The sequence below is a fragment of the Acinetobacter sp. 809848 genome (genome assembly GCF_000581275.1).
Taxonomy (GTDB): Bacteria; Pseudomonadota; Gammaproteobacteria; order Pseudomonadales; family Moraxellaceae; genus Acinetobacter; species Acinetobacter pittii.
This window is the reverse complement of sequence record NZ_JEXG01000006.1, coordinates 78,660-101,604: the sequence shown is the minus strand read 5'-3', so window position 1 is coordinate 101,604 and position 22,945 is coordinate 78,660. Positions and strand designations below refer to the sequence as shown.

General features: G+C 37.6%; 27 protein-coding genes and 1 riboswitch. Of the genes, 14 read left to right on the top strand and 13 right to left on the bottom strand.

Annotation, left to right across the window (positions count from 1 at the left end; genetic code table 11):
• The first annotated feature begins 8 nt into the window (after window positions 1-8).
• The 3 genes from moaCB to J536_RS09735 all read left to right on the top strand — a co-directional run bounded on the left by moaCB (window position 9) and on the right by J536_RS09735 (window position 2,867).
• Window positions 9-932 carry a bifunctional molybdenum cofactor biosynthesis protein MoaC/MoaB gene (gene moaCB, locus J536_RS09745; RefSeq protein WP_032062787.1) on the top strand — a complete coding sequence of 308 codons (924 nt, stop codon included), beginning with the start codon at window positions 9-11 and terminating at the stop codon, window positions 930-932.
• Entirely contained in the window at window positions 932-2,167 is a 1,236-nt protein-coding gene (locus J536_RS09740; protein WP_032062786.1) for a molybdopterin molybdotransferase MoeA, read from the top strand. The genes moaCB and J536_RS09740 overlap by 1 nt, the downstream gene beginning before the upstream one ends.
• Window positions 2,168-2,384: 217 nt before the next feature.
• Complete coding sequence (locus J536_RS09735; RefSeq protein ID WP_032062785.1) at window positions 2,385-2,867, top strand: winged helix-turn-helix transcriptional regulator; 483 nt, start codon at window positions 2,385-2,387, stop codon at window positions 2,865-2,867.
• A 16-nt stretch (window positions 2,868-2,883) separates the two neighbouring features.
• Here J536_RS09735 and J536_RS09730 read toward each other — a convergent pair whose 3' ends face one another.
• Window positions 2,884-4,275, bottom strand: a complete 1,392-nt coding sequence (locus J536_RS09730; protein ID WP_032062783.1) for a PLP-dependent aminotransferase family protein — start codon at window positions 4,273-4,275, stop codon at window positions 2,884-2,886.
• Between the two features lie 123 nt (window positions 4,276-4,398).
• On the opposite strand from J536_RS09730, the gene J536_RS09725 reads away from it, so the two are divergent.
• Entirely contained in the window at window positions 4,399-5,262 is an 864-nt protein-coding gene (locus J536_RS09725) for a DMT family transporter (protein WP_032062781.1), read from the top strand.
• A gap of 2 nt (window positions 5,263-5,264) precedes the next feature.
• Here the strand turns inward: J536_RS09725 and J536_RS09720 are convergent, their stop codons facing one another.
• The 4 genes from J536_RS09720 to tusD are packed head-to-tail and all read right to left on the bottom strand — an operon-like array spanning window position 5,265 to window position 6,660.
• Window positions 5,265-5,576: a TusE/DsrC/DsvC family sulfur relay protein gene (locus J536_RS09720; RefSeq protein WP_032062779.1), complete on the bottom strand. Its 312-nt coding sequence runs from the start codon at window positions 5,574-5,576 to the stop codon at window positions 5,265-5,267.
• Between the two features lie 18 nt (window positions 5,577-5,594).
• Complete coding sequence (locus J536_RS09715) at window positions 5,595-5,879, bottom strand: DsrH like protein (RefSeq protein WP_032062777.1); 285 nt, start codon at window positions 5,877-5,879, stop codon at window positions 5,595-5,597.
• Window positions 5,880-5,896: 17 nt separating this feature from the next.
• Window positions 5,897-6,247: a hypothetical protein gene (locus J536_RS09710; RefSeq protein ID WP_017385985.1), complete on the bottom strand. Its 351-nt coding sequence runs from the start codon at window positions 6,245-6,247 to the stop codon at window positions 5,897-5,899.
• A 44-nt stretch (window positions 6,248-6,291) separates the two neighbouring features.
• Window positions 6,292-6,660, bottom strand: a complete 369-nt coding sequence (tusD, locus tag J536_RS09705) for a sulfurtransferase complex subunit TusD (protein ID WP_002115623.1) — start codon at window positions 6,658-6,660, stop codon at window positions 6,292-6,294.
• A gap of 65 nt (window positions 6,661-6,725) precedes the next feature.
• On the opposite strand from tusD, the gene galE reads away from it, so the two are divergent.
• The 3 genes from galE (at window position 6,726) to J536_RS09690 (ending at window position 10,048) form a co-directional block, all read left to right on the top strand.
• Window positions 6,726-7,733 (top strand): UDP-glucose 4-epimerase GalE, encoded by a 1,008-nt coding sequence (galE, locus tag J536_RS09700; protein WP_032062776.1) that lies wholly within the window; start codon window positions 6,726-6,728, stop codon window positions 7,731-7,733.
• Window positions 7,734-7,849: 116 nt separating this feature from the next.
• The gene (gene fumC, locus J536_RS09695; RefSeq protein ID WP_017385986.1) at window positions 7,850-9,244 is read left to right on the top strand and encodes a class II fumarate hydratase; all 1,395 of its coding nucleotides are present in this window, start codon (window positions 7,850-7,852) and stop codon (window positions 9,242-9,244) included.
• Between the two features lie 357 nt (window positions 9,245-9,601).
• On the top strand, window positions 9,602-10,048 hold the full coding sequence (locus tag J536_RS09690; protein WP_032062774.1) for a DUF6097 family protein: 447 nt from the start codon (window positions 9,602-9,604) through the stop codon (window positions 10,046-10,048).
• 165 nt (window positions 10,049-10,213) lie between these two features.
• On the opposite strand, the gene J536_RS09685 is transcribed toward J536_RS09690, so the two are convergent.
• On the bottom strand, window positions 10,214-10,507 hold the full coding sequence (locus J536_RS09685) for a hypothetical protein (RefSeq protein WP_002115649.1): 294 nt from the start codon (window positions 10,505-10,507) through the stop codon (window positions 10,214-10,216).
• Window positions 10,508-10,682: 175 nt separating this feature from the next.
• Here J536_RS09685 and J536_RS09680 point away from each other — a divergent pair, with 175 nt between their 5' ends.
• A complete protein-coding gene (locus J536_RS09680) occupies window positions 10,683-11,384 on the top strand; it encodes an alpha/beta fold hydrolase (protein ID WP_032055891.1) in 702 nt (233 codons plus the stop codon).
• Here J536_RS09680 and J536_RS09675 read toward each other — a convergent pair.
• Window positions 11,379-11,642, bottom strand: a complete 264-nt coding sequence (locus tag J536_RS09675; protein ID WP_032055893.1) for a hypothetical protein — start codon at window positions 11,640-11,642, stop codon at window positions 11,379-11,381. The two genes, J536_RS09680 and J536_RS09675, sit on opposite strands and share 6 nt — an antisense overlap.
• A 228-nt stretch (window positions 11,643-11,870) precedes the next feature.
• On the opposite strand from J536_RS09675, the gene J536_RS09670 reads away from it, so the two are divergent.
• The 3 genes from J536_RS09670 to J536_RS09660 all read left to right on the top strand — a co-directional run bounded on the left by J536_RS09670 (window position 11,871) and on the right by J536_RS09660 (window position 14,707).
• Window positions 11,871-12,314, top strand: a complete 444-nt coding sequence (locus tag J536_RS09670) for a BLUF domain-containing protein (RefSeq protein WP_032055894.1) — start codon at window positions 11,871-11,873, stop codon at window positions 12,312-12,314.
• A 241-nt stretch (window positions 12,315-12,555) separates the two neighbouring features.
• Window positions 12,556-13,047: a hypothetical protein gene (locus J536_RS09665; protein WP_002115670.1), complete on the top strand. Its 492-nt coding sequence runs from the start codon at window positions 12,556-12,558 to the stop codon at window positions 13,045-13,047.
• A 150-nt stretch (window positions 13,048-13,197) separates the two neighbouring features.
• Window positions 13,198-13,286, top strand: a riboswitch (glycine riboswitch).
• 176 nt (window positions 13,287-13,462) lie between these two features.
• Window positions 13,463-14,707 carry a D-amino acid dehydrogenase gene (locus J536_RS09660; protein WP_032062773.1) on the top strand — a complete coding sequence of 415 codons (1,245 nt, stop codon included), beginning with the start codon at window positions 13,463-13,465 and terminating at the stop codon, window positions 14,705-14,707.
• Window positions 14,708-14,751: 44 nt separating this feature from the next.
• Here the strand turns inward: J536_RS09660 and J536_RS09655 are convergent, their stop codons facing one another.
• Window positions 14,752-15,396 (bottom strand): hypothetical protein, encoded by a 645-nt coding sequence (locus J536_RS09655; RefSeq protein ID WP_016140721.1) that lies wholly within the window; start codon window positions 15,394-15,396, stop codon window positions 14,752-14,754.
• A gap of 100 nt (window positions 15,397-15,496) precedes the next feature.
• On the opposite strand from J536_RS09655, the gene ispF reads away from it, so the two are divergent.
• The gene (gene ispF, locus J536_RS09650) at window positions 15,497-15,988 is read left to right on the top strand and encodes a 2-C-methyl-D-erythritol 2,4-cyclodiphosphate synthase (RefSeq protein WP_005068887.1); all 492 of its coding nucleotides are present in this window, start codon (window positions 15,497-15,499) and stop codon (window positions 15,986-15,988) included.
• On the opposite strand, the gene J536_RS09645 is transcribed toward ispF, so the two are convergent.
• The 5 genes from J536_RS09645 to glnL all read right to left on the bottom strand — a co-directional run bounded on the left by J536_RS09645 (window position 15,976) and on the right by glnL (window position 21,235).
• Window positions 15,976-16,500, bottom strand: a complete 525-nt coding sequence (locus J536_RS09645; protein WP_032055898.1) for a protein tyrosine phosphatase family protein — start codon at window positions 16,498-16,500, stop codon at window positions 15,976-15,978. The genes ispF and J536_RS09645 overlap by 13 nt on opposite strands.
• 192 nt (window positions 16,501-16,692) lie before the next feature.
• Window positions 16,693-17,613, bottom strand: a complete 921-nt coding sequence (gene argF, locus J536_RS09640; RefSeq protein ID WP_005068890.1) for an ornithine carbamoyltransferase — start codon at window positions 17,611-17,613, stop codon at window positions 16,693-16,695.
• Between the two features lie 112 nt (window positions 17,614-17,725).
• Window positions 17,726-18,379, bottom strand: coding sequence for a TetR/AcrR family transcriptional regulator (locus tag J536_RS09635; protein ID WP_005803466.1), 654 nt, complete (start codon window positions 18,377-18,379; stop codon window positions 17,726-17,728).
• A gap of 266 nt (window positions 18,380-18,645) precedes the next feature.
• Window positions 18,646-20,139 (bottom strand): nitrogen regulation protein NR(I), encoded by a 1,494-nt coding sequence (gene glnG / locus J536_RS09630; protein ID WP_002115702.1) that lies wholly within the window; start codon window positions 20,137-20,139, stop codon window positions 18,646-18,648.
• The gene (gene glnL, locus J536_RS09625) at window positions 20,126-21,235 is read right to left on the bottom strand and encodes a nitrogen regulation protein NR(II) (RefSeq protein WP_002115631.1); all 1,110 of its coding nucleotides are present in this window, start codon (window positions 21,233-21,235) and stop codon (window positions 20,126-20,128) included. Before glnL ends, glnG begins: the two co-directional genes overlap by 14 nt.
• 73 nt (window positions 21,236-21,308) lie before the next feature.
• Here glnL and J536_RS26475 point away from each other — a divergent pair, with 73 nt between their 5' ends.
• Both J536_RS26475 and rimO read left to right on the top strand, forming a co-directional pair.
• On the top strand, window positions 21,309-21,530 hold the full coding sequence (locus J536_RS26475) for a hypothetical protein (protein ID WP_032062772.1): 222 nt from the start codon (window positions 21,309-21,311) through the stop codon (window positions 21,528-21,530).
• Between the two features lie 47 nt (window positions 21,531-21,577).
• The gene (rimO, locus tag J536_RS09615) at window positions 21,578-22,921 is read left to right on the top strand and encodes a 30S ribosomal protein S12 methylthiotransferase RimO (RefSeq protein ID WP_002115588.1); all 1,344 of its coding nucleotides are present in this window, start codon (window positions 21,578-21,580) and stop codon (window positions 22,919-22,921) included.
• Window positions 22,922-22,945: the final 24 nt, after the last annotated feature.

Sequence of the window (22,945 nt, the reverse complement as noted above, 5' to 3'; positions counted from 1 at the left end):
GATAAATAATGAAAAACGTAGGAATGAAGCCGGAAAGTTATCGTGTTGCTGAAGCACAAGCTATTTTATATGCACCACCGCACTGTATTGAGTTATTAAGACAAGGGAATACGGAAAAAGGTGATGCATTAAAAACCGCACGTGTTGCAGGAATTTTGGCAGCAAAACGTACTGATGAGCTGATTCCTTTATGTCATCCACTGCCGATTTATCGGGCAGATGTTGAATATCAACTAGAACATGATTTTGTAAAGATCGTTGCCGTAGTTGAAACCATTGGTCCAACTGGCGTAGAGATGGAGGCCTTAACGGCTGCCAGTCTCGCAGGTTTAACCATTTACGACATGTTAAAACCACATTGTGAACCAGAAGAGCTCTGGATGGATCAATGTAAATTGCTTAAGAAAAAAGGTGGGAAATCACACTTTAAGCGAGTTCTTCGTCAACCCGTTTCGGCTGCGGTTATTGTGTTGTCCGATACCGTCGCAGCGGGTAGAAAGCCCGATACTGCCGGAAAATCTGTGGTTGAAACTTTAACAGAGGCAGGATTCGATCCGATTCATTACCAAATTTTGCCAGACGAGGCGGATACTTTAAAAAACTTAGTGCTTGAGTTGAGCAAATCATATGCTTGTATTATGACGGTTGGTGGAACTGGAATTGGTAAGCGTGACATTACGGTCGACACATTAGAACCGCTTCTTGAGCGTAAGTTAGATGGTTTAATGGAAGCTGCTCGTTCATTTGGACAAAAACGCACGCCATATGCTGCAATGTCGCGTGGAGTAGCTGGTTTTATTGATCGTTCTTTAGTGGTGACTTTACCGGGAAGTCGTGGTGGAGCAAGCGAATCAATGGCTGCTATTTTACCTGCCTTAGTGCATATTTTTGATGTTTGCCGTGATCTACCACATCCGGGAGGCTATGAATAATGTCAGGTTGTGGTGCAGAACGTGGGTTGATTAGCGTAGATGAAGCAATTGAGCTGATTAGTAACCGACCTAAAAAATTAGGTTCAATTCAGCAACCTCTTCAAAATAGCCTAAGTAGATATCTTTCTAAAGAAATTTATTCAGAAATTAACCTACCAAGCTTTTCTCAAAGTGCTGTGGATGGCTATGCACTTTGTTGTCATGCTGAAGATTTAAATAATCAGAAGTTTCAGGTTGCTGGCGAGATTCGTGCCGGAAGCGAAAGTCATGACATTTTGAGTGGAGGTCAAGCGATTCGCATATTTACTGGCGGCAAAATTCCTGAAGGGACAACGCATGTAGCTCGGCAAGAAATCGTATCGGTTGTTTCGCCTCAAGAGATTTGTTTAACGGAGCATATACGTCCTCAAGCTGATATTCGTTTTACTGGCGAAGAAATCCAGCAAGGGCAGTTACTTGCGCAAGTTGGACAATTTTTGAATATTGGAAGTTTGGCTGCCTTAAGTATGGCGGGTGTGCAAACTGTTGAAGTCTATCGTGCACCGAAGGTCGCTGTTTTGATCACGGGTGATGAAGTTGCCGAAACAGCAGAAGATCTAGCTGAAGGTAAAATCTTTGATGCGAATGGCCCATTACTAAAAGCTTGGTTTGAAGATTATGGTTTAGATGTTGAACTCATTCATGTAGCAGATGAGGCAGCACAGGTCACACAATATTTCGACCAATTAAAAGATAGCCATGATGTGGTTATAACCACCGGTGGAGTCTCTGTTGGAGACTATGATTTTGTTCGGCCATGTGCTTTTGAAGTTGGTTTTGAGCAGATCTTTTGGAAAGTAAAACAAAAGCCAGGTAAGCCACTCTTTTTTGCTGAATATTCTCATCCAGAATCAGATCACCACTGTTATTTACTTGGGTTGCCCGGTAATCCTGCTGCGGTCTATGTGTCTATGCAGGTTTACGGTAAAGCATTGCTTGACACTTTGCAGGGAAACCAAGCTGGGCCAGTGTGGTTTAGTGCAATTTTAGATCACGATTTAAAAGAAGATGCGCGTGAACGTTTTCTAAGAATGCATGCTTATTTTGACAATGGACAACTTAAAGTTAAAAGTCTGACAAAACAGCAATCACACATGCTCAGTAATTTAATGCAGGCCAATTGTCTGGTGCGAATCCCAGCAAGTGTGAAACTAGAAGCAGGTCATATTTTGAAGGGTGTATTCATCTCAAATTAATGATGAATAATAATAGATATAACTCACTATACAATTGGGTGAGTTATATTTGTTAAGTGAATTTATATAATAGCTTTCTATTTTTTTATAATAAAAATTCTTTTATAAAGTTGATAAGAAGTTATTTTTATAATGAATCTTGCATAACTCGTAGTAAGTGGTTTAGGGTATAAACAATAGGGCCATTAGGCTAGGAAATATCGAGGAACGCATAAAGATGAAATGGGATGACATCGGTGATCAACCTTGTTCGGTTGCTCGTATGCTATCAGTGATTGGCGATCGATGGACGATGCTAATATTACGTAATGCTTTTATGGGAATACGCCGCTTTGATGATTTTCAAAAATCATTAGGTGTAACTCGTCATGTCCTTTCAGATCGTTTAAAGCGTTTGGTTGAATATGAAATTTTAGCCAAAGCTCCTTATTTTGATCGGCAGGAACGCTTTGAATATAAATTGACTGATAAAGGTTTTGAGCTTTATCCAATTATTTTGTCTATGGCGAATTGGGCAGATAAATGGATGGATCAAGGTTTAGGCAAACCTTTAGAATATCGTCATAAAACTTGTGGTCATAAATTTGAACCAGTCATGGCATGTTCGGTTTGCCGTGAACCTTTACATGCAAAACAAGTTCAGGTTTCAGCTGGGCCGGGTTATTTTGCATATATGCAGCAAAAACAGAAACAAGCTTAATTTCTCTTACTATCAATTATAAAGACTCTAGTTGAATCGCATCAGCCAGAGTCTTATAGATATGGTCATGATTTGACTGTGTTACATTAAAGCGTATGAATTGACCAGCATTGGAAGCTTGGCTAAACGCGTTTCCTGGTGCAAGAATAACCTGATGATTAATACAATATTTCGCAATTTCTGAAGCTTCAACTCCCTTTGGCAAATGACACCAAACAAAAATTCCAGCTTGAGGCTTAATCCATGGTTTTATACCCAAAGGTCCTAACTGAGTAATGGTATCGTGCATTGCTTTTGCTAATCGGACCTTTAATAATTCTATATGTTTACGATAAGACCCATCTGTTAAAGCACTTAATAAAACTTCAGCTGATACACCATTGTGAGAAAAGCTTGTGGCAATTTTCAGGTCTGTGAGCTGATCAATCCATTCTGGTTTAGCAATAATATAACCACAACGAATAGATGCTGATAACGTTTTAGAAAAACTCCCAATAAAAATGACACGTGAAAGATTATCCAAAGCAGCAAGCCGAGGAGCAGGGCTATATTCAAAATCTGAAAAAATATCATCTTCAACGACAATCAAATTGGATTGTTCAATGAGTTTTAAAAGTTGATGGGCTGTAGCAAGAGACAGTGTCGCACCAGTTGGATTGTGAATTCCTGAGTTGGTGATATAAAGACGTGGATTGTAAGTCTCAATTGCTTCTTTAAATGCCTTTAAGTCAGGGCCTGTTGGTGTGTAGGGAATACCAATAACTTTGACTTGATGGACTTTAAGCAATGCATGAAAGTTGAAATAACAAGGATCATCAATAAGAACGACATCATCGGGCTTTAGTAAAAATCGGCACACTAAATCAATGGCTTGAGTTCCTGAGTCTGTTAAAAGCACTTGATTAAGATTTGCATTGATACCTTTTGCTTGAGCGCGTCTTGCCAGTAAATCACGTAGAGCTGGTAGTCCTAATGGCGTTGAATAACCCATCAAACAATCATCTGGGCTTCTTGCAGCCGATCTTAATGCTTTACGAATACTATCTAATGGCATCCAGTCATCAGGTAACCAACCGCAACCGGGTTTAAAAACATCTGCTTTCGCCTCCAAAGATTGGCGTGAAATCCATAATGGATCGACTGAGCGATCTAATTTAGGACCTAATTCGCTTAAAGAAAGAGGGGCAAGCGGACCAACAATATAGAATCCAGACCCACTTCTTGATTCGATTTTGCCTAGAGCAATTAATCTTTCATAGGCTTCTACAACCGTTGATACAGAAAAGCCAAGATTATTTGCTAACTTACGAACGGAGGGTAAGCGTGCTCCAGGCATTAAAGACCGATTTTTTATTTGTTGCTCAATCTCTGAAATGACAATTTCAATTTTGGTTTTGTTCTGGTTCACTGACTTACAATCCGAACTGTACTGGTTATTAATACATTACAGTTCTTTTAAATTGTACTGCTTTGTATCTGGTTTATTCACCTTAGCACAGCTTAAATTCTTCGTATAGTGACGGAGAAAATTATGACTAGGTTTATGAATGGCTGGGTGAATGGTTTTATTGGCGTGGCTATTTTTGCGGGATCACTACCAGCAACACGCGTAGCTGTAATGGGGTTCGAACCGGGTTTTCTAACTGCGGCACGTGCGGCAATTGCAGGTATTTTAGGCCTTATTCTTATTTTGGTTTTAAAACAAAAAAAACCAGCCAAACAAGATTGGTGGCCTCTTGCCATCGTTGCTTTAGGCGTGGTGATAGGTTTTCCTCTATTTACAGCGCTTGCTCTCCAATACATGAATGCGGCTCATTCAATCGTTTTTGTTAGCCTTTTGCCTCTCGCAACTGCAATATTTGCTGTATTGAGAGGCGGCGAAAAACCGAATCAATTTTTCTGGATATTTGCAATCTTAGGGAGCGCGGTTGTATTTGCTTATATGTTCTTCGTCTCTGGTGATACCTCACTCGGGATAGGAGACTTTTATATGTTGATGGCGATCATTTTTTGTGGCTTTGGTTATGCAGAAGGCGGTGTTCTTTCAAGAAAAATAGGGGGGTGGCAGGTCATTTGTTGGGCGCTAATTTTGTCACTACCGTTTATGCTATTTCTGACAATTTTCTATATGCCGGCTTCATTTCAGAGCGTATCTACATCAGCTTTAGTAGGTCTTATTTATGTGTCTTTATTTAGTATGCTGATAGGTTTTTTCTTTTGGTACAAAGGGCTTGCTCAAGGAGGAATTGCTGCGATTAGCCAACTACAACTCTTGCAACCTTTAATGGGATTAGGTATTGCTGCGGTCTTGTTACACGAACAAGTAAGTTGGTCAATGTTGGTGGTTACAGCAGCAACGATTTTATGCGTCGCTGCCGCCAAAAAGTTTACCTAATTTTATAAGCAATTTGCTGGTTTAGGGATCCCTGCTAAACGACTTAAGTGACGCGCCACTAAACCAGTATTGAATTGTTGCTGTAAAACTGCATTATTAATATCTGGACTAACTGTTTTCATTAAGAATTTAATGAGAGGACGAGTTGCTGGAGAGTGTCCAAACTGTTGATAAAACTGACGTACAGCTGCTAAAACTTCAAAATGCCAATCGTTGAGTTCAAGATCAAGCGATTTGGCAAGTTCTTGCGCAACTTCAGGATTCCAGATTGTGTAATCAACCAAATGACCATCTTGGTCTAATTCTAAATTCATGAAACCAGCCTAAATATATTATTTAAGAGAAATACAGCGATTAAACGTTAAAACCAGATCAGCAAATTGATCGTAATCTAATACATTTATCTGAGCTAAAGTATCCGTATCGATTAAATCTTTTTCGATGCTTAAACATGAAACAGATTCAAATGGTTGAATCATTTCAGCAGAAAGGTGTGCAGTTGCATCACCCATAAAAACAACTTGATCACCTACCTGAAAAAGATTGCGTAATTCATCAATAATCTTCGGCGTAGAATGGTAAGAAGATTGCACAAGATAAAGTGTTGACGGATTCATTAAACTTACACCTTTATCTACCAATATAGAACATGATCAAAAGATTGAATAAACTCAGCATTCAACTGAACGAATTCAATCTCTTGTTCGGTTTTTTGTACAAGAGGATGCTGCTGATTTTTACTTTCAATCAGAATTGGGCTCAAGTCGTAGAACTCAAAACTTTCGACCATATTTGAGGCCACTTTGAAAGCCTGACGAAACTGATCAAAGCTTAAATCATTTTGCAAAAGACTAAGAGCAGCATCTTTCAATAATACTTTGACTGGTGAGCCAAAGGTTGCTAAAACCATAGTAGCGGAAAGGCTTTCATTGATTTGAAGACTGGTTAAATTGGCTTGACTTAAAATGACGAGTACAGATTTCACACAATATACCTTTTAAAAGCAACAATCTAAGCAAACAAAGTAACTTAAAATTGAATAAGACGAGATGCTGACTGTACTGCATCAGCAAGTTCACCTAACCCGACAAGTTCAAAGTCTTTGGCAAGGTTGTGATGAGTAAGGTGATGGCGACTGGCATTTTCTGCATCTGTAATACCACGAGCGAGGGCAGCACTCACACAAACAGGAAGACGAATCGCAAGCTTTTGCCATTCATGCGTTAAATTACGCTGGTCGTCAGGAACCCATTGAAAATCATTAGCAACCTGCACGCCATCTTGGTAAAAGAATACACGGAAGTCTTCATTTTTACTTTTGAGTGCCTGAGCAAGTCCTAACGCATGCCAAGCATGAATGGAAGTAGGAGCAGAGGTAATTAGTAGTAATGTACTCATTGAGAATTCACTATGGTCATACGTCTAAATGGGCGTAGATACATTAAGAGAAAGGTAAGTATACAATGATTTTAGTGACAGGTGGTTTAGGCTTTATCGGTTCACACATTGCGTTGAGTCTAATGGCTCAAGGGCAAGAGGTGGTAATCGTCGATAATTTGGCTAATTCAACCTTGCAAACTTTGGAACGGCTAGAGTTTATTTCTGGTATGTACGTTCCATTTGTCAAACTTGATGTACGCAATACACCAGCGCTGAATAAGGTGTTTGAGCAATATTCAATTGATGCAGTTATTCATACTGCCGGATTCAAATCAATTGAAGAATCTAACCTTAAACCTCTTGAATATTATAATGATAATGTTAGTTGCATTATGAGCTTGCTTCGTGCCATGCAACGTACGGGTGTTCGTCACTTCATTCATCTGTCTAGCCTTGCAGCTTATGGGAAATCTGGCTTGCAATTGAGTGAAACAGAAGAATTTAATTATGCTTATCCTAATCCCTACATTAAGTCTCAACAGATGATTGAAGAAATTATCCGTGATACTTATAAAATTGACCATGAGTGGAAAATTGCGATCTTACGATTGTCTAATATCGTAGGTGCATTTGAACATGGGGTACTCGGAGAGTATGTCGCTCAGCTCCCTAAAAATATTGTTCCGCTTGCGATGCAAGTCGCAGCAATGCAACGTGATTTAATTGAATTACAAGATCAAGCTGAAACGTCAGATCATACGACTGAACGCAGTTTTTTACATGTTTTAGATTTATGTGAAGCAGTCATTGCGAGCTTACATTGGCTGCGTGAACAAACGCATTGTTGCGAAGCATTTAATATTGCACATGAGCAAGTTCATTCAATTCGTCAATTACTCGATGAAATTTCACAAGTTACTCAAGCTGAAGTTCCTACACAATCAGCAATTTATAAACATGTTGAGTTAGATCAAGTTGGGGCTAATATTGGGAAAGCAAAAACACTATTGCAATGGACACCGAAACGCCCATTAAAACAAATGATCGAAGATGAATGGCGCTTCTATCAAAATACTTTAAATGGAAGATAAGATAATGATTCTTATTTACAATACTGGTATGCTTGAGTACGATATTCAAAATTAACTAGCCAGAGCAAACACTTGCTTCAGCCCGTGAGTTCTTTATTGAGATAACCGAGGTTTCTATGCAAACACGAATTGAACATGACACTATGGGTGAGATTGAAGTTCCAAATGAAGCATTGTGGGGGGCACAGACTCAACGCAGCTTACAGAACTTTAAAATCGGGCAAGAACGATTACCCCGTGCCATGATTCGAGCGATGGGTTTTGTAAAAAAGGCTGCTGCAATAACCAATGCTGAACTTGAACAACTACCACAAGATTTGAGTCAATATATTGTGGGTGCTGCTGAAGAGGTCATTGATGGCAAGTGGGATTCCCAATTTCCTTTAGTTGTCTGGCAAACAGGTTCTGGTACGCAAAGCAACATGAACTGTAACGAAGTGATTGCCAATATTGCAAACCAGAAATTAGGGCAAGCTTTAGGTGCTCAAAAGCCAGTACATCCAAACGATCATGTCAATCGTGCTCAATCAACAAATGACTCATTTCCAACGGCCATTCACGTGGCAGCAAGTTTACAAATTAACGAGTTGCTCATTCCTGCTGTAGAGCAGCTTAAAGCGACTTTGCAAAAAAAGTCAGATGAGTTTCAGGATATTGTCAAAATTGGCCGTACCCATTTGCAAGATGCTACTCCATTAACCTTAGGTCAAGAATTTAGTGGCTATGTATCACAGCTTGAGCATGGATTGGTTCGACTACAACAAGCTTTGAGTGGCTTATATGAGTTGCCATTAGGTGGCACAGCGGTAGGTACAGGATTAAATGCACATCCCGACTATGCAGTAAAAGCAGCAGCTCAGCTTGCATTACTCACAGGTTTACCTTTTGTAACTGCACCCAATAAATTTGAAGCTCTAGCAGGACGGGACGCCGCTGTTTTTGCATCAGGTGCATTAAAAACTTTGGCTGTAAGCTTAAACAAAATCGCGAATGATATTCGTTGGCTGGCAAGTGGACCTCGTTGTGGTTTTGGTGAAATCCGTATTCCAGAAAATGAGCCTGGTTCAAGCATTATGCCTGGGAAAGTAAACCCAACACAAAGTGAAGCAATGACCATGGTTGTTGCGCAAGTGCTTGGAAATGATACGACCATTAACGTAGCAGGTGCTTCAGGTAACTTCGAATTAAACGTCTTTATGCCAGTGATTGCTTATAACTTATTGCAATCTATTCAGTTACTTGGTGATGCATGTAATAGCTTTAATGATCACTGCGCGGTGGGAATTGAGCCTAATCGCGATAAGATTGATCACTTCTTGCATAATTCTCTGATGCTAGTTACAGCTTTAAATCCAGTAATCGGCTATGAAAATTCTGCAAAAGTTGCAAAGACTGCTTATAAAGAAAATAAAACGTTGAAGCAGGTTGCTGTTGAGCTTGGTTTGGTTACAGCGGAACAATTTGACGAAGTAGTTAAACCTGAAAAGATGGTTTCACCAAATAGTAAGTAATCTATCTAAAAATAAAGATATTTTTAGAATCTCAATCAATAGAAAGGCACTTTGGAGCTATTTCGAAAGTGCCTTTTTATTTTAATAATTCGAATACTTAACTCCTATTAAAATTTGGCTTTTGATAATCTTATAGTTCAGGATAAAAGTTCAGTCGTTCTCATAGTGTTTAAAAAATTGAGAAATATAGTGAGAGGAAGCTATGTTTAGTAATCTTTGGAACATTTTCGGCTTCTCGTATTTCTTTTGAATATTTTTTAACTCAGCTCAATTTATTACTTTTGTGTTAAAAAGTGCTTTTAATCATAAAATTTGCCTTAAAATCCATGGTTTTACTAATTACATTCTGGTTTTTCTATGGGAAATTTAACAATTTTAGGTGAGGCATTAGAAAGTGCAGAAATCTTGAAAAACATTCAATATCATATTAAAGACAACAGATTACCTATATCATTAAAAGATGATTTGAATAAGCAAATTATTGAAGTTGAAAAATATTTTGGAGAAGATGATTTTGAAAAACTAGAAGTTAAGAAAAATAAAATCAATATATGGACAGGAGTTCTTGCGGTTCCAATATTGATTTATTGTATTGCATTATTCTTAAGTCGATATGTACATAACTTTGGTATCAATATTGATGTAGATGTCTTAAATCATATGTTGTTCGATAATATATTTAAATATATTTGGATTGTCATAATTTATGCAGTCATATTCTTTGGATTGATTGGATACTTTTATATACTTAATAACCAAAGCAAAAAATTAATTGAAAAGAATGTGAATAAACTTCTTAGCTAAATATGTTTAAAATCTTTAAGCATACAATATGCTGTGCACTCTATTATCTGTATATACAGATAAATCATTAATAAAAGTGTACGCGCTAATATTTATATAAAAGCCCTCAAATGAGGGCTCTTTTGGGGTGGAAGGATTTAGCTTGTATCTTGAAATTAGAAAATATCAAAGTAAGCCGTCTATGTATTCCCAACCATGAGATTTCATAGCTTCAAACTTCTTTTTTAGCTCTTCTTTTTCGTACTCATGTATATCGCGTGCTAAAAGAACATGATATGAGTTAGATTCTGGTTCTATAGTCACTTCAATAATCTCTACTGGTTCAATCACTCCACTCTCAGTTAAACCAGAGTCTATAAAACACATTCCTTTTACAGGAATAACAGTACAATCATATTCCTTAGAAATAAAATAATTATTTGCTGAAGCGGAATACGTACGTGATGCTCTAACTTTCATGTGTACCTCCTTCTCAAGCATAAAAAGGGAATGTTTTAGTCTGGCGTGCTTCCACAGTTATTTCTGTTTAATTTATATAGTGATTTTATTTTTTACTTCAATATTCTAATTATAGATTTTTTATTAGCATAAAATGCTGTTAGCTATAATTTACAAGTAAGGTATTAAAAAACTTATGAATCAAAAGACACTTTCAGTTGTTTTAATTCCTGGTTATATGCTTGATGAATCTCTCTGGAATGAACTCATAGATGAAATGCCTAAAGAGTGGAATATATCTCGAGCTACTTTAAAAGAAGGAAAAACAATAAAAGAAATTGCTCAAAAAATTGTTGAAAATGCGCCGGAAAGCTTTGTACTGATTGGATTCTCACTTGGAGGATATATCGCCAGATCTATAGTGGAGCAATTTCCTGAAAAAGTTAAGGCGCTTGTTTTAATAGCGTCTTCACTACGCTCAGATACAGAAGAGCAGAAAAATCAAAAGTTAACTGCAATTAAACTTAACTCTAGGAAAAATTTCCATGGGCTAAGCTCAATATCGATTGAAAAAACACTTCATCCATCAAATGTGCAGAATCGTACTCTTGTAAAAAGAATCCAAGAGATGGGGAAAGCTTTAGGTTATGAAGAATTCGTTAAACAATCTATGTTAGATAGAAGTTCTTATGATATGAGCAAAATCACATGTCCAACTTTAATTATTTCTGGCGCTGATGACCAACTGCGCTCTAAGGAAGAAGCCATAGAATTATTAGATCAATTGCGACATGCAAAGCTTGAGATAATTAAAAATACTGGTCATATGATTCCGATGGAACAGCCAAAAGCATTGGTTACAGTGATTTTAACTTGGTTAAGTACTTATCTTTCATGAGGGCCTAACTTTTGTTTTCTTCGTCAGAATCTTAATAATCCTGAAAACTTGATTACCAAGTTTGATCTTTTGGTGAATGGTTGCATGATCAAGCTGATCCCATAACTCAAATGGAAAAAACTCTGAACTATGATCAAATATCCATAACCATTGGTAGCTATTGTTAAGGGTACTCTTATCAAAACGAACATCTTGAACTTTAATAATCTTAAACTGTTTATGATGTTCGTCTTGAAGAATAACTTCATGATTCTCCATTAGACATCCATACATTAAAGATAATTTTCAATTGTACTAAAATTAATAGTGTCTAATTAGCTTGTTAGGTTGGCATTAATTTACAAAAGATTTCGGGTTGTTAAAGTTTGTCATTTTCAAAAAGAAAATAATCTTTACTTTTGAAATACAAGGTTTTAAATAGCTTACATTGTAAGAAGAGAGGGTAGATGTCAGAATGGACATTAAAATCTATCTTCGAGTATCGCTATGAGTTTAATAGGCTTTATGTATGCAAGTAAAACCAATAGTGAACATAGTCAAATAAAACAAGATTTAATTGATATTCTCACAGAAGCTGTCAAATTCAATTCACATAATGATATTACAGGAGTGCTTTACTATGGTAATGGATACTTCTTGCAGTATTTGGAAGGTGAGAAAGAACAGGTCGAATCGCTATTTTATAAATTAATTTTGAAAGATTCGAGACATCAGAACTGTGAAATCATCTTTTCAGAACCATCCGAACAACGGCTATTTAAACATTGGAGTATGAAATTTGCTCCCATTAACACGAAAATAAAAGAGTTCTTTCATTATCATCATGTTGATGAGTTTAATCCTTATCTGCTTAACACTACCTCTATTCCGTCTTTTATTGAACTGCTTGTAGATCAGCCAAATTATAAAGTTGATCAATATCAAGGTTAACCGAAACCAAGAATTACAACGGATTTTTGATGTTCTATTTAAAGTTAAGCTCTCTTCGGAGAGCTTTTTATCACAAAGACTGAAACTTTCACTAATTAATGGCGAATTGGCGTTGAATAAGCCGTCATAATTGTTAAAATGCCCACCTTGTCCTGTTTTTATATTGTTTTTTGTTTTGCATGTATTTCGCAAAGTTAGAGATAAAATTATTAAAAACAGCTGCTTAGTTAAGGATTTTTGAATGCTCTCTATTTATTTAACAGATACCCAGCAACACGTGCAATTTAATGATTATCCTAGTGATCAGCCGGTTAAGTTTCTGTTAAATCTTAAAAAGATTTTCCCAAGTACAGCGGATTTATTATTACCAGTTTTACCTGAAGATAATGATCTAGAAAACGTAACGTGGGAATCAACCTCAAAAGATTTTGAAGTTTTTAAAAAGCTATTAGCGGGATGGGGCGTTATTGAGCTTCGTTTAAACGCAATTACTGCTTACAAAGATAAAAACTTTGCAAATGAGTTAGTGAAACAAGCACAGGTAAAACGTAAGAAAACAGCCCAAAAGAACCATCAGCTTTCTTTAGTTGCTTTGGATTATATTTTTATGCACGAAGTTCATGCATTGATTGATGCTGAACTGGTCACTATTGGTGAGAAATTCTACTTACCAACCTTGCGTGAGCAATGGAAGGGTACGGTTTCAGACCAAGTGCTCAACGGAAAACTCTAATTTAAGTGTAAAAGGTGAATTTATAAAAATTCACCTTTTTTATTTTCTAATTAAATCAGTGCCTTATAATTTTAAGATTGCTTATACAAAAGTTTACAAGAAAAGAATGCGTTTTTTTCAATGTGGCAGATACATTGCTTATATAAATACAAAATTATTGCGGGAGAGAGGTTCATTAAGAACCCGCCGAAGGAGCAACAAGCCCGGAAACTCTCAGGCAAAAGGACTGTAATAATTAAAAAATCTGGAGAGAAGCTTAGATTTATAAGAATGGAAAACAATAACTTATAAATTATAAACTCACCGAAGGGGAAGATCTAAACGTTAAAAGGTAACGTTGGGGTCAAAACTCTCAGGTACCAATGACAGATGGGCTGTACTGATGAAATGTTTTTGCATTTCTGAGGAGTCTGTTATGCCACATGTTATTGTGATAGGTGCGGGAATCACAGGGGTTACCTCTGCTTATGAATTATCGCAACTGGGTTATCAAGTCACAGTGATTGATCGACATTTATATCCTGCAATGGAAACATCATTTGCCAATGGAGGGCAATTATCGGCTTGTAACGCCGAAGTATGGAACCAAAAAGCCACCGTGATTAAAGGCTTTAAATGGATGAGACAAAAAGATGCTCCTCTATTGTTGAACCCTTCATTTAGTCTGCATAAGTATAGTTGGCTAGTTGAATTTCTATCACATATTAAAAACTATGAAGCGAATACGATTGAGACGGTCCGTTTGGCATTACTCGCTCGTAAGCGTTTGTTTGAAGTTGCTGAAAAAGAGCAGCTTGAGTTTGATTTGGAGAAACGTGGAATCCTCCATATGTATCACAGTAAGGCTGACTACGAGATTGCTAAACAAGTTAATAACGTATTGAACAAAGGTACATTGGAACGCTATTCGGTTTCACCTGATGAAATGAAAACAATAGAGCCATCTTTGACAGGTGACTATTTCGGCGGCTATTACACGCCAAGTGATGCGACGGGTGATATTCATAAATATTCAACCTCTTTGGCTGAGAAGACTAAAGAATATGGCGTTCAATATAAGTTCGGCCTAGAAGTTATGGATATTAAGTGCGGCGCAGATAAAGTAGTCGTAACTTGTCAACCAAGTGCTGAGCATCCTTATCTGGTTGAGTCCGATAACATTCAGCTAGAAGGTGATGTACTTGTTGTTTGTGGTGGTGTAGGGAGTTATCAACTTGCCGATATGATTGGTGAGCGAGTAAATGTGTATCCAGTAAAAGGTTATTCAATTACCGTGCAATTAAAAGATGAGCACAGCGTAAAGAATGCTCCTTGGGTGAGTTTACTAGATGAAAGTGCAAAAATTGTGACTTCTCGTTTAGGTAAAGATCGACTGCGTGTGGCAGGGACTGCTGAGTTTAATGGCTATAACCGCGACATACGGGCTGATCGTATTCAACCATTAGTGAATTGGGTTAATCGTAACTTTGATATTTCAACTGAGCATGTGGTGCCTTGGGCAGGGTTAAGACCAATGATGCCGAATATGCTGCCTGTTGTTAAGCAATCTAAACAACCTCGTATTTTTTATAATACAGGGCATGGGCATTTAGGTTGGACTTTGTCTGCGGCAACCGCAGTTTTAGTCGGTCAGGATATTGCTCAAAAATATCCAGCGTAGAAAGTAAAAAGCCAGTGTTCAAACACTGGCTTTTATTTTAAGCGTTAATCATATAGGCGGTAGATTCCGCTAAAACGTTCACAGCCTTTTTGCTGAGTTTTCACATTAAGTAAAGCTTTTTGAAAATTAAACTGATATTTACAGTTGTGCTCATTGTCTAAAATTTCACTTTTTTGTTCAGGTGAACTATAGGCCATCAATGAGATCGTTTGAGTTTCTTTGCGGTTATTTGGATTGCGGTATGCTATCCCTTCAATCTTAATTTTATCTTTCGCGAGCTGATGGACTTGAATGTGTACAGGCTGAGCTGCTATATGTCCATTTTCAAACTTAAGATAATGCTGGGTAAGCGTTTGCTTAAGTGAAGCATAAAAATTTAAGTCATCAGTACGTAAATCAAACTGTTGTTGAATACATGTATTACTCTTGCATTGCTGAGTATGTTTAGACCATAACTTTTGTGTATCCTGTAAAAGCTGTAAGGGGGCATCAGTAACTAAATATGCAGAAAGATATTTATTATTGAGTTGCTTTCTGGATTCACTAAATGTTTTTGAACAGATTTTAAGCTCAGCTCCAGTATTGGAACAGTCTATTGATTCTGCAAAGACAAGAGGTGAACATAAACAACTCAGTGTCACGACAAAACTTAATCTTTTCAATTGATTCATATCAGTATTAGACAGCATGATCGCTTATACTTTCAGTCTACTTTGCTAGGTGTACTATAGCGAAACAGAACGGCTGAATACAAGATTTCTTAAGTTTTTATGGAAGGTAATAATTTATATGGTTGCTCAGATTCGTATTGGACAAGGAATGGATGTACATGCCTTTGAAGAGGGGAACTTCGTTACATTGGCGGGTATTCAAATTCCACATACACATGGTTTGAAAGCACATTCTGACGGTGACGTTGTACTTCATGCGCTATGTGATGCTTTATTAGGTGCTTTAGCGCTTGGAGATATTGGACAACATTTTCCTGATACTGACCCAGAATACAAAGGCGCAGATAGCCGAGTATTGTTAAAGCATGTTTATCAATTGATCTTAGATCGTGGTTATCAGTTAAATAATGCCGATATTACGGTGGCTTGCGAACGTCCAAAATTAGCTAAGCATAATCTGGAAATGCGTCAAAGCATTGCTGACGTTCTAAATGTAGATATTAATCAAATTAGTATTAAAGCAACGACAACCGAAAAACTCGGGTTTACCGGTCGTCAAGAAGGAATTTTGGCTACAGCGACGGTTTTAATTTCTCATCACACCAAGTGATCTGCCTGTTGTAAAGACTGTTGAAGTTCTAAAGTTGCCTTACGGCCTTGTAGCTGTAAGGTAATATTATGAATGAGTCCAGTCCAAGTCTCATTAGGTTCCCAAATTTCGTGCAATAAATCCTGAGAAGTCGGCATATCCATATTCATATAAAACTGTCTATAGACATACATCAGGCAACTTACGCGTTTATTTTTGGCGCAATGTATCCAAATAATTTCATTTTGCACTAAATGATCAATCAAATCTAAAACTAATAAGCACTGCTCAGCAGAAGGCATCTCCCAATCAATTGGAATATGAATATAATTTAAACCAAGGTCTAAACAAATACGGTCTTCATTTTCAAGATGATTTGAAGCATTAGTTAAAGCAAGGTTAATGACTGTGCTACAACCAAACTCTTTAATCAATTTTAGTTGTTCAGCAGAAGGCTGGGCCGAGCTAAATAAATGTTCATGAATAATCGAAAATGCGGGAATTTGAGATAATGATTGTTCAAGGGTTGTCATGATCGCACTCTACAAGAGTAGGCTTAGCTTATTGTGTAGAATGTTATACACGATTCTAGAGAATAGTTAAAATACAGCCTGCTTATATATTCGGCAACGTTATCAAATTTTTAAAAATAATTAACTGGAAGAGTACAAGTCTTATAAAATAAAAAACAGCATCATAAAGATGCTGTTTTTTAAACTCAAAATTTAAGCTTTCTTTAAATTTTCATTTAATAAAAATTCGACTAAAGCTTTTTGAGCATGGAGACGGTTTTCTGCTTCATCCCATACGACTGCATTTTTATAATCGAGCATGGTTTCAGAAATTTCTTCGCCGCGATGAGCAGGTAAGCAGTGCATGAATAAACAATCTGGGTGAGCAAGGCTCATTAATTTTTCGTTAACCTGAAAATCAGCAAAGGCTTTTTCACGAAGTTTTTGCTCTTCTTCTTGGCCCATACTTGCCCATACATCAGTCACAATAAGGTCAGCATTTACTGCTGCATCTTCTGCATTGTCATAAAGCTCAACGCAATGACCAAACTCGGCTAAAAATTCAGGTTTAGGTTCATATCCTTTTGGCGATGCAATTTTGAGTTTGAAACCCATCATGTGTGCAGCTTCAATATATGAATTACACATATTATTACCATCACCAATCCAAGCAACGGTTTTGCCTTCAATGCTGCCGCGGTGTTCAATATAAGTTTGTAAGTCAGCAAGTAACTGGCATGGATGATGATCATCAGTTAAGCCGTTAATTACAGGAACTTTTGAATAAGATGCAAAACGTTCAACAATGTCATGACCGAAAGTACGAATCATCACAATATCAAGCATACTTGAAATTACACGTGCTGAATCTTCGATTGGTTCACCACGGCCTAATTGTGTGTCACGAGGCGATAAAAAAATCGCACTACCGCCAAATTGGTTAATACCTGCTTCAAAAGAGATACGTGTACGCGTACTTGATTTCTCAAAAATCATTCCCAATACTTTACCAACAAAAGGCTGGTAGACCTTATTGTCATGTTGCATTTTTTTAAGCTCGCTTGCGCGTTCTAAAATGCGATTAAGTTCTAGAGTGGATAGATCACGTAAAGTTAGGAAATGTCTTAGAGCCATGTAGCTACTCCATAATAATCGTTTTGAAATATAACAATTATCTGTTGTTGGCTGGGTGGATGTGGGAAAAAAGAAGTCTACTATACTATAAGCATTTTAAAATGCAAAAGAATTAGACTTTATGATGGCCTTTTAAGAAAATATCTACACAATATTCAATATAATCAAAAGCTTCTTTCTCATCTGGAAGAGCTGGCATACCCATAATCATACGCCATTCAATATCTCGTAAAATCCCAAAATACATGAGTGAAGAATAATACGGAGAATTACAGGTAATTTCGCCTGATTTATCCGCAAACTCTAATGCTTGAGTAAGTGTATTTTGTAAATTATGTACCCATTTGTCATATAAGTATTGTATGAGGACAGTGTTACATTCGGTCTGTTCAATAATAAGTCTTAAAAATGCAACATGTTCGGGCTGAATAATATGAATATATACACGATTAAGTGTTTGAATCAGATATTCTCTTAAAGTGCTTTTCTCTGGTTGGAATGGAATGCAAATGTCTTTAAAAAACATTTCACGTTTATGATCACATATAGCCGTAAAAAGTCCTTCTTTATTGCCAAAATATTTATAAATAGAAGCCTTAGAGCCACCTGCATGATTAACAATATCATCGAGAGATACAGCATCATATCCTTTCTCTAGGAACAGCTCGGTCGCGCTTAACAATAGAGCTAAACGACGTTCAATACCGCGGCGTGTTTGAGGTTTCTCACATGCAAGGTGATGTGAATCCAGGACTGAATCATGCATAAAATTTAATAACAACAACTGACTTTGCTTATCTAGTATAGCAAAACTATCTTTAGTGATGGTCATAACCATTTTTTTAGATCATATGCTGAACAGTAAGTGGCTAATTCAAAAAATAAACTAATAGAAAATATAAGTTTAGTGTAGGTTGTAGAAGGGTTTAATGATGTAACCTTATGTTTGCATTATATTTTAATCAAAAATCTGATTGAAAAACAAAGCGGCTAAGAATGACTTAACCGCTTTGAAGTTAAATAATGAGATTTCTAGGCTTCAGTTTGAGTAACCTTGTGCTCATCTTCTTCGTCATCATCTGCAGAATCCATTCCAAGTTCCTTTAACTTGCGTGTTAAGGTGTTGCGACCCCAACCTAATAATTCCGCTGCGTGACGTTTGCGTCCACGTGTTTGTTGCAAGGCTGCGTTAATCAATGTGCGTTCAAACATTGGTGTGGCAATATCCAAAATTTTCATTTCACCATTTTTAAGCTTTTGAATAGCCCATTGATTTAGTAGTTCATCCCAATGATGTAGAGAAATACGTTCAAATGAAGGTGCTGGTTGACTAGAATCACTATTCTTTTGCAATGGAACTTGTTTGAGCTCAGAAGGTAAATCTTCCGGATAAACTTCGCGGCCCGTAATCATTACAGTTAGCCAGCGGCAAGTATTCTCAAGTTGTCGTACGTTACCTGGCCATGGTAACTGTTGCATATAGTCTGTCGTCTCGGTACGTAAGATTTTTGGACTTACGCCAAGCTCTTTACCTGCACGCGCAAGGAAATGCTGCGCAAGCATTGGGATATCTTCACTACGGTGGGCAAGCTTAGGAATGTGAATACGAATCACATTTAAGCGGTGATATAAGTCTTCACGGAAGCGACCTTCATTTACCAGTTTCTCTAGATCCTGATGCGTTGCCGCAACAATTCGAACATCTACTTTAACGGGAATGTGTCCGCCTACACGATAGAACTCACCGTCAGCGAGTACGCGAAGCAATCGAGTCTGAGTTTCAAATGGCATATCACCAATTTCATCAAGGAACAGTGTTCCGCCATTTGCCTGTTCAAAGCGGCCTTGATGCTGAGTATTTGCCCCTGTGAAAGCGCCTTTTTCATGACCAAATAACTCGGTTTCAATCAAGTCTTTTGGTATCGCAGCCATATTTAAAGCAATAAAAGGCTTGGCACGGCGTGGGGAGTGCTTGTGTAAAGCATGAGCAACTAATTCTTTACCCGTACCCGATTCACCATTAATTAAAACAGTAATATGAGATTGCGATAAACGGCCGATAGCACGGAAAACCTCCTGCATTGCCGGAGATTCACCAATAATTTCTGTTGATTGAAGAGGTGAAGCTGTTTTTGTAGCTTCTTGCTGTTGTAGTTTATTAATATGCAGGATCGCGCGATTGACTAAAGCTAAAGCTTCATCAATATCAAAAGGCTTTGGTAAATATTCAAACGCGCCAGTTTGATAGCTTGATACAGCAGACTCTAAGTCAGAATGTGCTGTCATAATAATGACAGGTAAATCTGGATGAGTGTTTTTGACTTTAGATAAAAAAGTTAAACCATCAATTCCAGGCATGCGGATGTCAGTTAAGATGACATCGGGAGCATCATGGTGCAAACGTTCAAGCGCAGTTTGAGCTTCTTCAAAATTGGTAACATCAAAACCTTCCTCTTTAAAGGTCTTTTCCAATACCCATCGCATGGCGCGATCATCATCAATAACCCATATTTTATTTCGCGACACGGTCTGACTCCCAAGGTAAATATAAGCTAAAAATTGTTTTTCCAGGAACAGATTGGCATTCAATCATTCCGTTATGTTGATGCATAATATTCTGTGCAATACTCAGGCCAAGCCCAGTACCTTTTGCTCGTCCAGTAACCAATGGATAGAATACTGACTCCAAAATACTTTCAGGAATGCCTGGTCCATTGTCCTCTATGTCGACTCGCACTGTAGATCGATTTAGTACACCGTTAATTGTGACAAGACGTTGTATACGTGTACGTAGAATTAACTCCGGTTCGTGATCTATAAAAAATGCTTTGTTTTCTGTTATGGCTTGAATTGCATTTACACTAATGTTGAGCATGACTTGTATTAACTGATCACGATCAGCATTAACATCGGGTAAAGACAAATCATAATCCCGTATAATTTTAATTTTCTTCTTTGTCTGGTTGGCGATAAGTGAACGCACTCGCTCCAAAGGTTCGTGTACGTTAACATTCTCATAACTTGGGAGTTGTCTAGAACCCAACATGGTATCTGCCAAGTTAGTTAAACGGTCTACTTCATTAATAATGACATCTGTAAATTCAGCATAACTCTTATCATTCAAACTGCGCGCGAGTAATTGAGTTGCACCGCGAATCCCCGCCAGTGGGTTCTTAATTTCGTGCGCAACGCCACGTACAAGCTGCCTAGCGACCTGATGTTGTTGTACCAGATTTTCTTCTTTAGAAATCTTTAACATACGATCAATCGGGTTGAGCTCAATCAAGAGTAATGGATGATAACTCTTACCTGCATTTAATTGAGACACCGTGTAATCAACATGAAGGTCTTTAAAGTTGACATTAATAACCGCTTCTCGACGAGTATAAGGTTGACCCGTTTTAATAGTGTTTAATAAAGCTTCATGTGTATTAAAAGTATCATCTGGTGCATGAAGTAAGTTCAAAACCGGCTGTCCTGAAGCTCGAAGCAAACTAATGTCAAATAGTGCTTCGCAGGCAGAATTTAAGTAAAAAATATTCAAGTTACTATCGATCAATAAAATCGCAGTAGTTAAATTGTCTACCAATAGGCGATAGTCGATAGGGTTGTGTTGATCCATTAGCGAATCGTTCCTGTCTTAAAATAGCGCAATGGCATCTTCATTGGTTATCGGATTTTCACCGTTATAGAACATGAACGATGCAAAATATACGCCAACTTTGTTTATGGGTTATTTTAAAGTTTTAAAGTATTTAAAAACGCGCTTAAATCGGTCTTTATATCGGTTGATCAAAACTGATGGCTTAAATGTAGATAATAACATGATCCAACTTGGTGCAAAGGTGAGTTTTGGTGCAAATGTTGGTCGTATTTTGGTGCATTACACAAAGAGTAGGCTTTCCACCTATGCTTGAGACAAGAAAAGACATACAATACGCGCATTCAAGTGGAGCGCAGATTCATGAAGACCCCCAAAGTCGGTTTTGTTTCTTTAGGTTGTCCTAAGGCATTGGTAGATTCTGAACGAATTTTAACTCAGTTAAAGACTGAAGGTTATCAAGTTGCATCAGATTATGATGGTGCTGATTTAGTTGTTGTTAATACCTGTGGTTTTATCGAATCTGCGGTGCAAGAGTCGCTAGATGCAATTGGCGAGGCCATGAGTGAAAATGGTCGAGTAATCGTTACTGGATGCTTAGGTAAAGACGAAGACAAAATTCGTCAAATGCATCCAAACGTTTTAAAGGTTACTGGTGCGGCAGCTTATCAAGATGTAATGGAAGCTGTACATGAATATGTACCAGCACCACCTAAACACAACCCCTTTGTTGATTTGGTTCCCGAACAAGGAATTCGCTTAACGCCTAAACATTATGCCTATTTAAAAATATCTGAAGGATGTAACCACCGTTGTACCTTCTGTATTATCCCAAGTATGCGTGGCGATCTAGTATCGCGTCCAGTTGGAAGTGTACTGGAAGAAGCCGCTGCGCTTAAAAGAGCAGGTGTTAAAGAAATCTTGGTTATTTCCCAAGATACGTCAGCATATGGTGTAGATACCAAGTACAAACTTGATTTCTGGAATGGCCAGCCTGTTAAAACAAAATTCTTTGATATGTGTGAAGCACTAGGCCAACTTGGTATCTGGGTGCGCTTACATTATGTTTATCCATACCCACATGTTGATGCGGTTATTGACTTAATGGCACAAGGTAAAATTCTGCCATATCTTGATATTCCATTCCAACATGCAAGCCCGCGTATTCTTAAGTTAATGAAGCGTCCGGCTCACAGTGAAAATACACTCGAAAAAATTAAATTGTGGCGTGAAAAATGCCCGGATCTTGTGATTCGTTCTACATTTGTAGTGGGTTTCCCAGGCGAAACTGAAGAAGATTTTCAAATATTGCTCGATTGGTTAGTTGAAGCTGAACTTGATCGTGTTGGCTGCTTTACCTACTCACCAGTAGAAGGCGCTACGGCAAATGATTTACCCGATCATGTGCCTGAAGAAATTAAGCAAGAGCGTTACGAGCGCTTTATGCAAGTGCAGCAACAAATTTCTGCTGCTAAGTTGCAAAAACGTATTGGTCAAACGATGACTGTATTAGTCGATAGTTTGGAAGATGAATATCCTGTTGCTGTTGCACGTTCTTATGCCGATGCTCCGGAAATTGACGGTAATGTCTTTGTAGAAGATATCGATAAGAGCACTATTCAACCAGGCGATATGTTGGAAGTCGAAATCACCGATGCGGATGAATACGACTTATTTGCAAAGTTAATTAAAATTAAGTCGGTTTAATCGATAACGATTCAAAAAAGCATT

Bases quoted from the DNA above. Each gene is read 5' to 3' on its own strand.
- J536_RS09635 (WP_005803466.1), bottom strand. From the start codon at position 18,379: ATGCATGATTCAGTCCTGGATTCACATCACCTTGCATGTGAGAAACCT.
- J536_RS09740 (WP_032062786.1), top strand. From the start codon at position 932: ATGTCAGGTTGTGGTGCAGAACGTGGGTTGATTAGCGTAGATGAAGCA.
- J536_RS09645 (WP_032055898.1), bottom strand. From the start codon at position 16,500: ATGACAACCCTTGAACAATCATTATCTCAAATTCCCGCATTTTCGATT.
- J536_RS26475 (WP_032062772.1), top strand. From the start codon at position 21,309: ATGAACGATGCAAAATATACGCCAACTTTGTTTATGGGTTATTTTAAA.
- J536_RS09720 (WP_032062779.1), bottom strand. From the start codon at position 5,576: ATGAATTTAGAATTAGACCAAGATGGTCATTTGGTTGATTACACAATC.
- J536_RS09665 (WP_002115670.1), top strand. From the start codon at position 12,556: ATGCTCTCTATTTATTTAACAGATACCCAGCAACACGTGCAATTTAAT.
- galE (WP_032062776.1), top strand. From the start codon at position 6,726: ATGATTTTAGTGACAGGTGGTTTAGGCTTTATCGGTTCACACATTGCG.
- glnL (WP_002115631.1), bottom strand. From the start codon at position 21,235: ATGGATCAACACAACCCTATCGACTATCGCCTATTGGTAGACAATTTA.
- J536_RS09735 (WP_032062785.1), top strand. From the start codon at position 2,385: ATGAAATGGGATGACATCGGTGATCAACCTTGTTCGGTTGCTCGTATG.
- J536_RS09680 (WP_032055891.1), top strand. From the start codon at position 10,683: ATGAATCAAAAGACACTTTCAGTTGTTTTAATTCCTGGTTATATGCTT.
- argF (WP_005068890.1), bottom strand. From the start codon at position 17,613: ATGGCTCTAAGACATTTCCTAACTTTACGTGATCTATCCACTCTAGAA.
- ispF (WP_005068887.1), top strand. From the start codon at position 15,497: ATGGTTGCTCAGATTCGTATTGGACAAGGAATGGATGTACATGCCTTT.
- J536_RS09675 (WP_032055893.1), bottom strand. From the start codon at position 11,642: ATGGAGAATCATGAAGTTATTCTTCAAGACGAACATCATAAACAGTTT.
- J536_RS09725 (WP_032062781.1), top strand. From the start codon at position 4,399: ATGACTAGGTTTATGAATGGCTGGGTGAATGGTTTTATTGGCGTGGCT.
- fumC (WP_017385986.1), top strand. From the start codon at position 7,850: ATGCAAACACGAATTGAACATGACACTATGGGTGAGATTGAAGTTCCA.
- J536_RS09715 (WP_032062777.1), bottom strand. From the start codon at position 5,879: ATGAATCCGTCAACACTTTATCTTGTGCAATCTTCTTACCATTCTACG.
- moaCB (WP_032062787.1), top strand. From the start codon at position 9: ATGAAAAACGTAGGAATGAAGCCGGAAAGTTATCGTGTTGCTGAAGCA.
- rimO (WP_002115588.1), top strand. From the start codon at position 21,578: ATGAAGACCCCCAAAGTCGGTTTTGTTTCTTTAGGTTGTCCTAAGGCA.
- tusD (WP_002115623.1), bottom strand. From the start codon at position 6,660: ATGAGTACATTACTACTAATTACCTCTGCTCCTACTTCCATTCATGCT.
- J536_RS09660 (WP_032062773.1), top strand. From the start codon at position 13,463: ATGCCACATGTTATTGTGATAGGTGCGGGAATCACAGGGGTTACCTCT.
- J536_RS09685 (WP_002115649.1), bottom strand. From the start codon at position 10,507: ATGAAAGTTAGAGCATCACGTACGTATTCCGCTTCAGCAAATAATTAT.
- J536_RS09655 (WP_016140721.1), bottom strand. From the start codon at position 15,396: ATGCTGTCTAATACTGATATGAATCAATTGAAAAGATTAAGTTTTGTC.
- J536_RS09670 (WP_032055894.1), top strand. From the start codon at position 11,871: ATGAGTTTAATAGGCTTTATGTATGCAAGTAAAACCAATAGTGAACAT.
- J536_RS09690 (WP_032062774.1), top strand. From the start codon at position 9,602: ATGGGAAATTTAACAATTTTAGGTGAGGCATTAGAAAGTGCAGAAATC.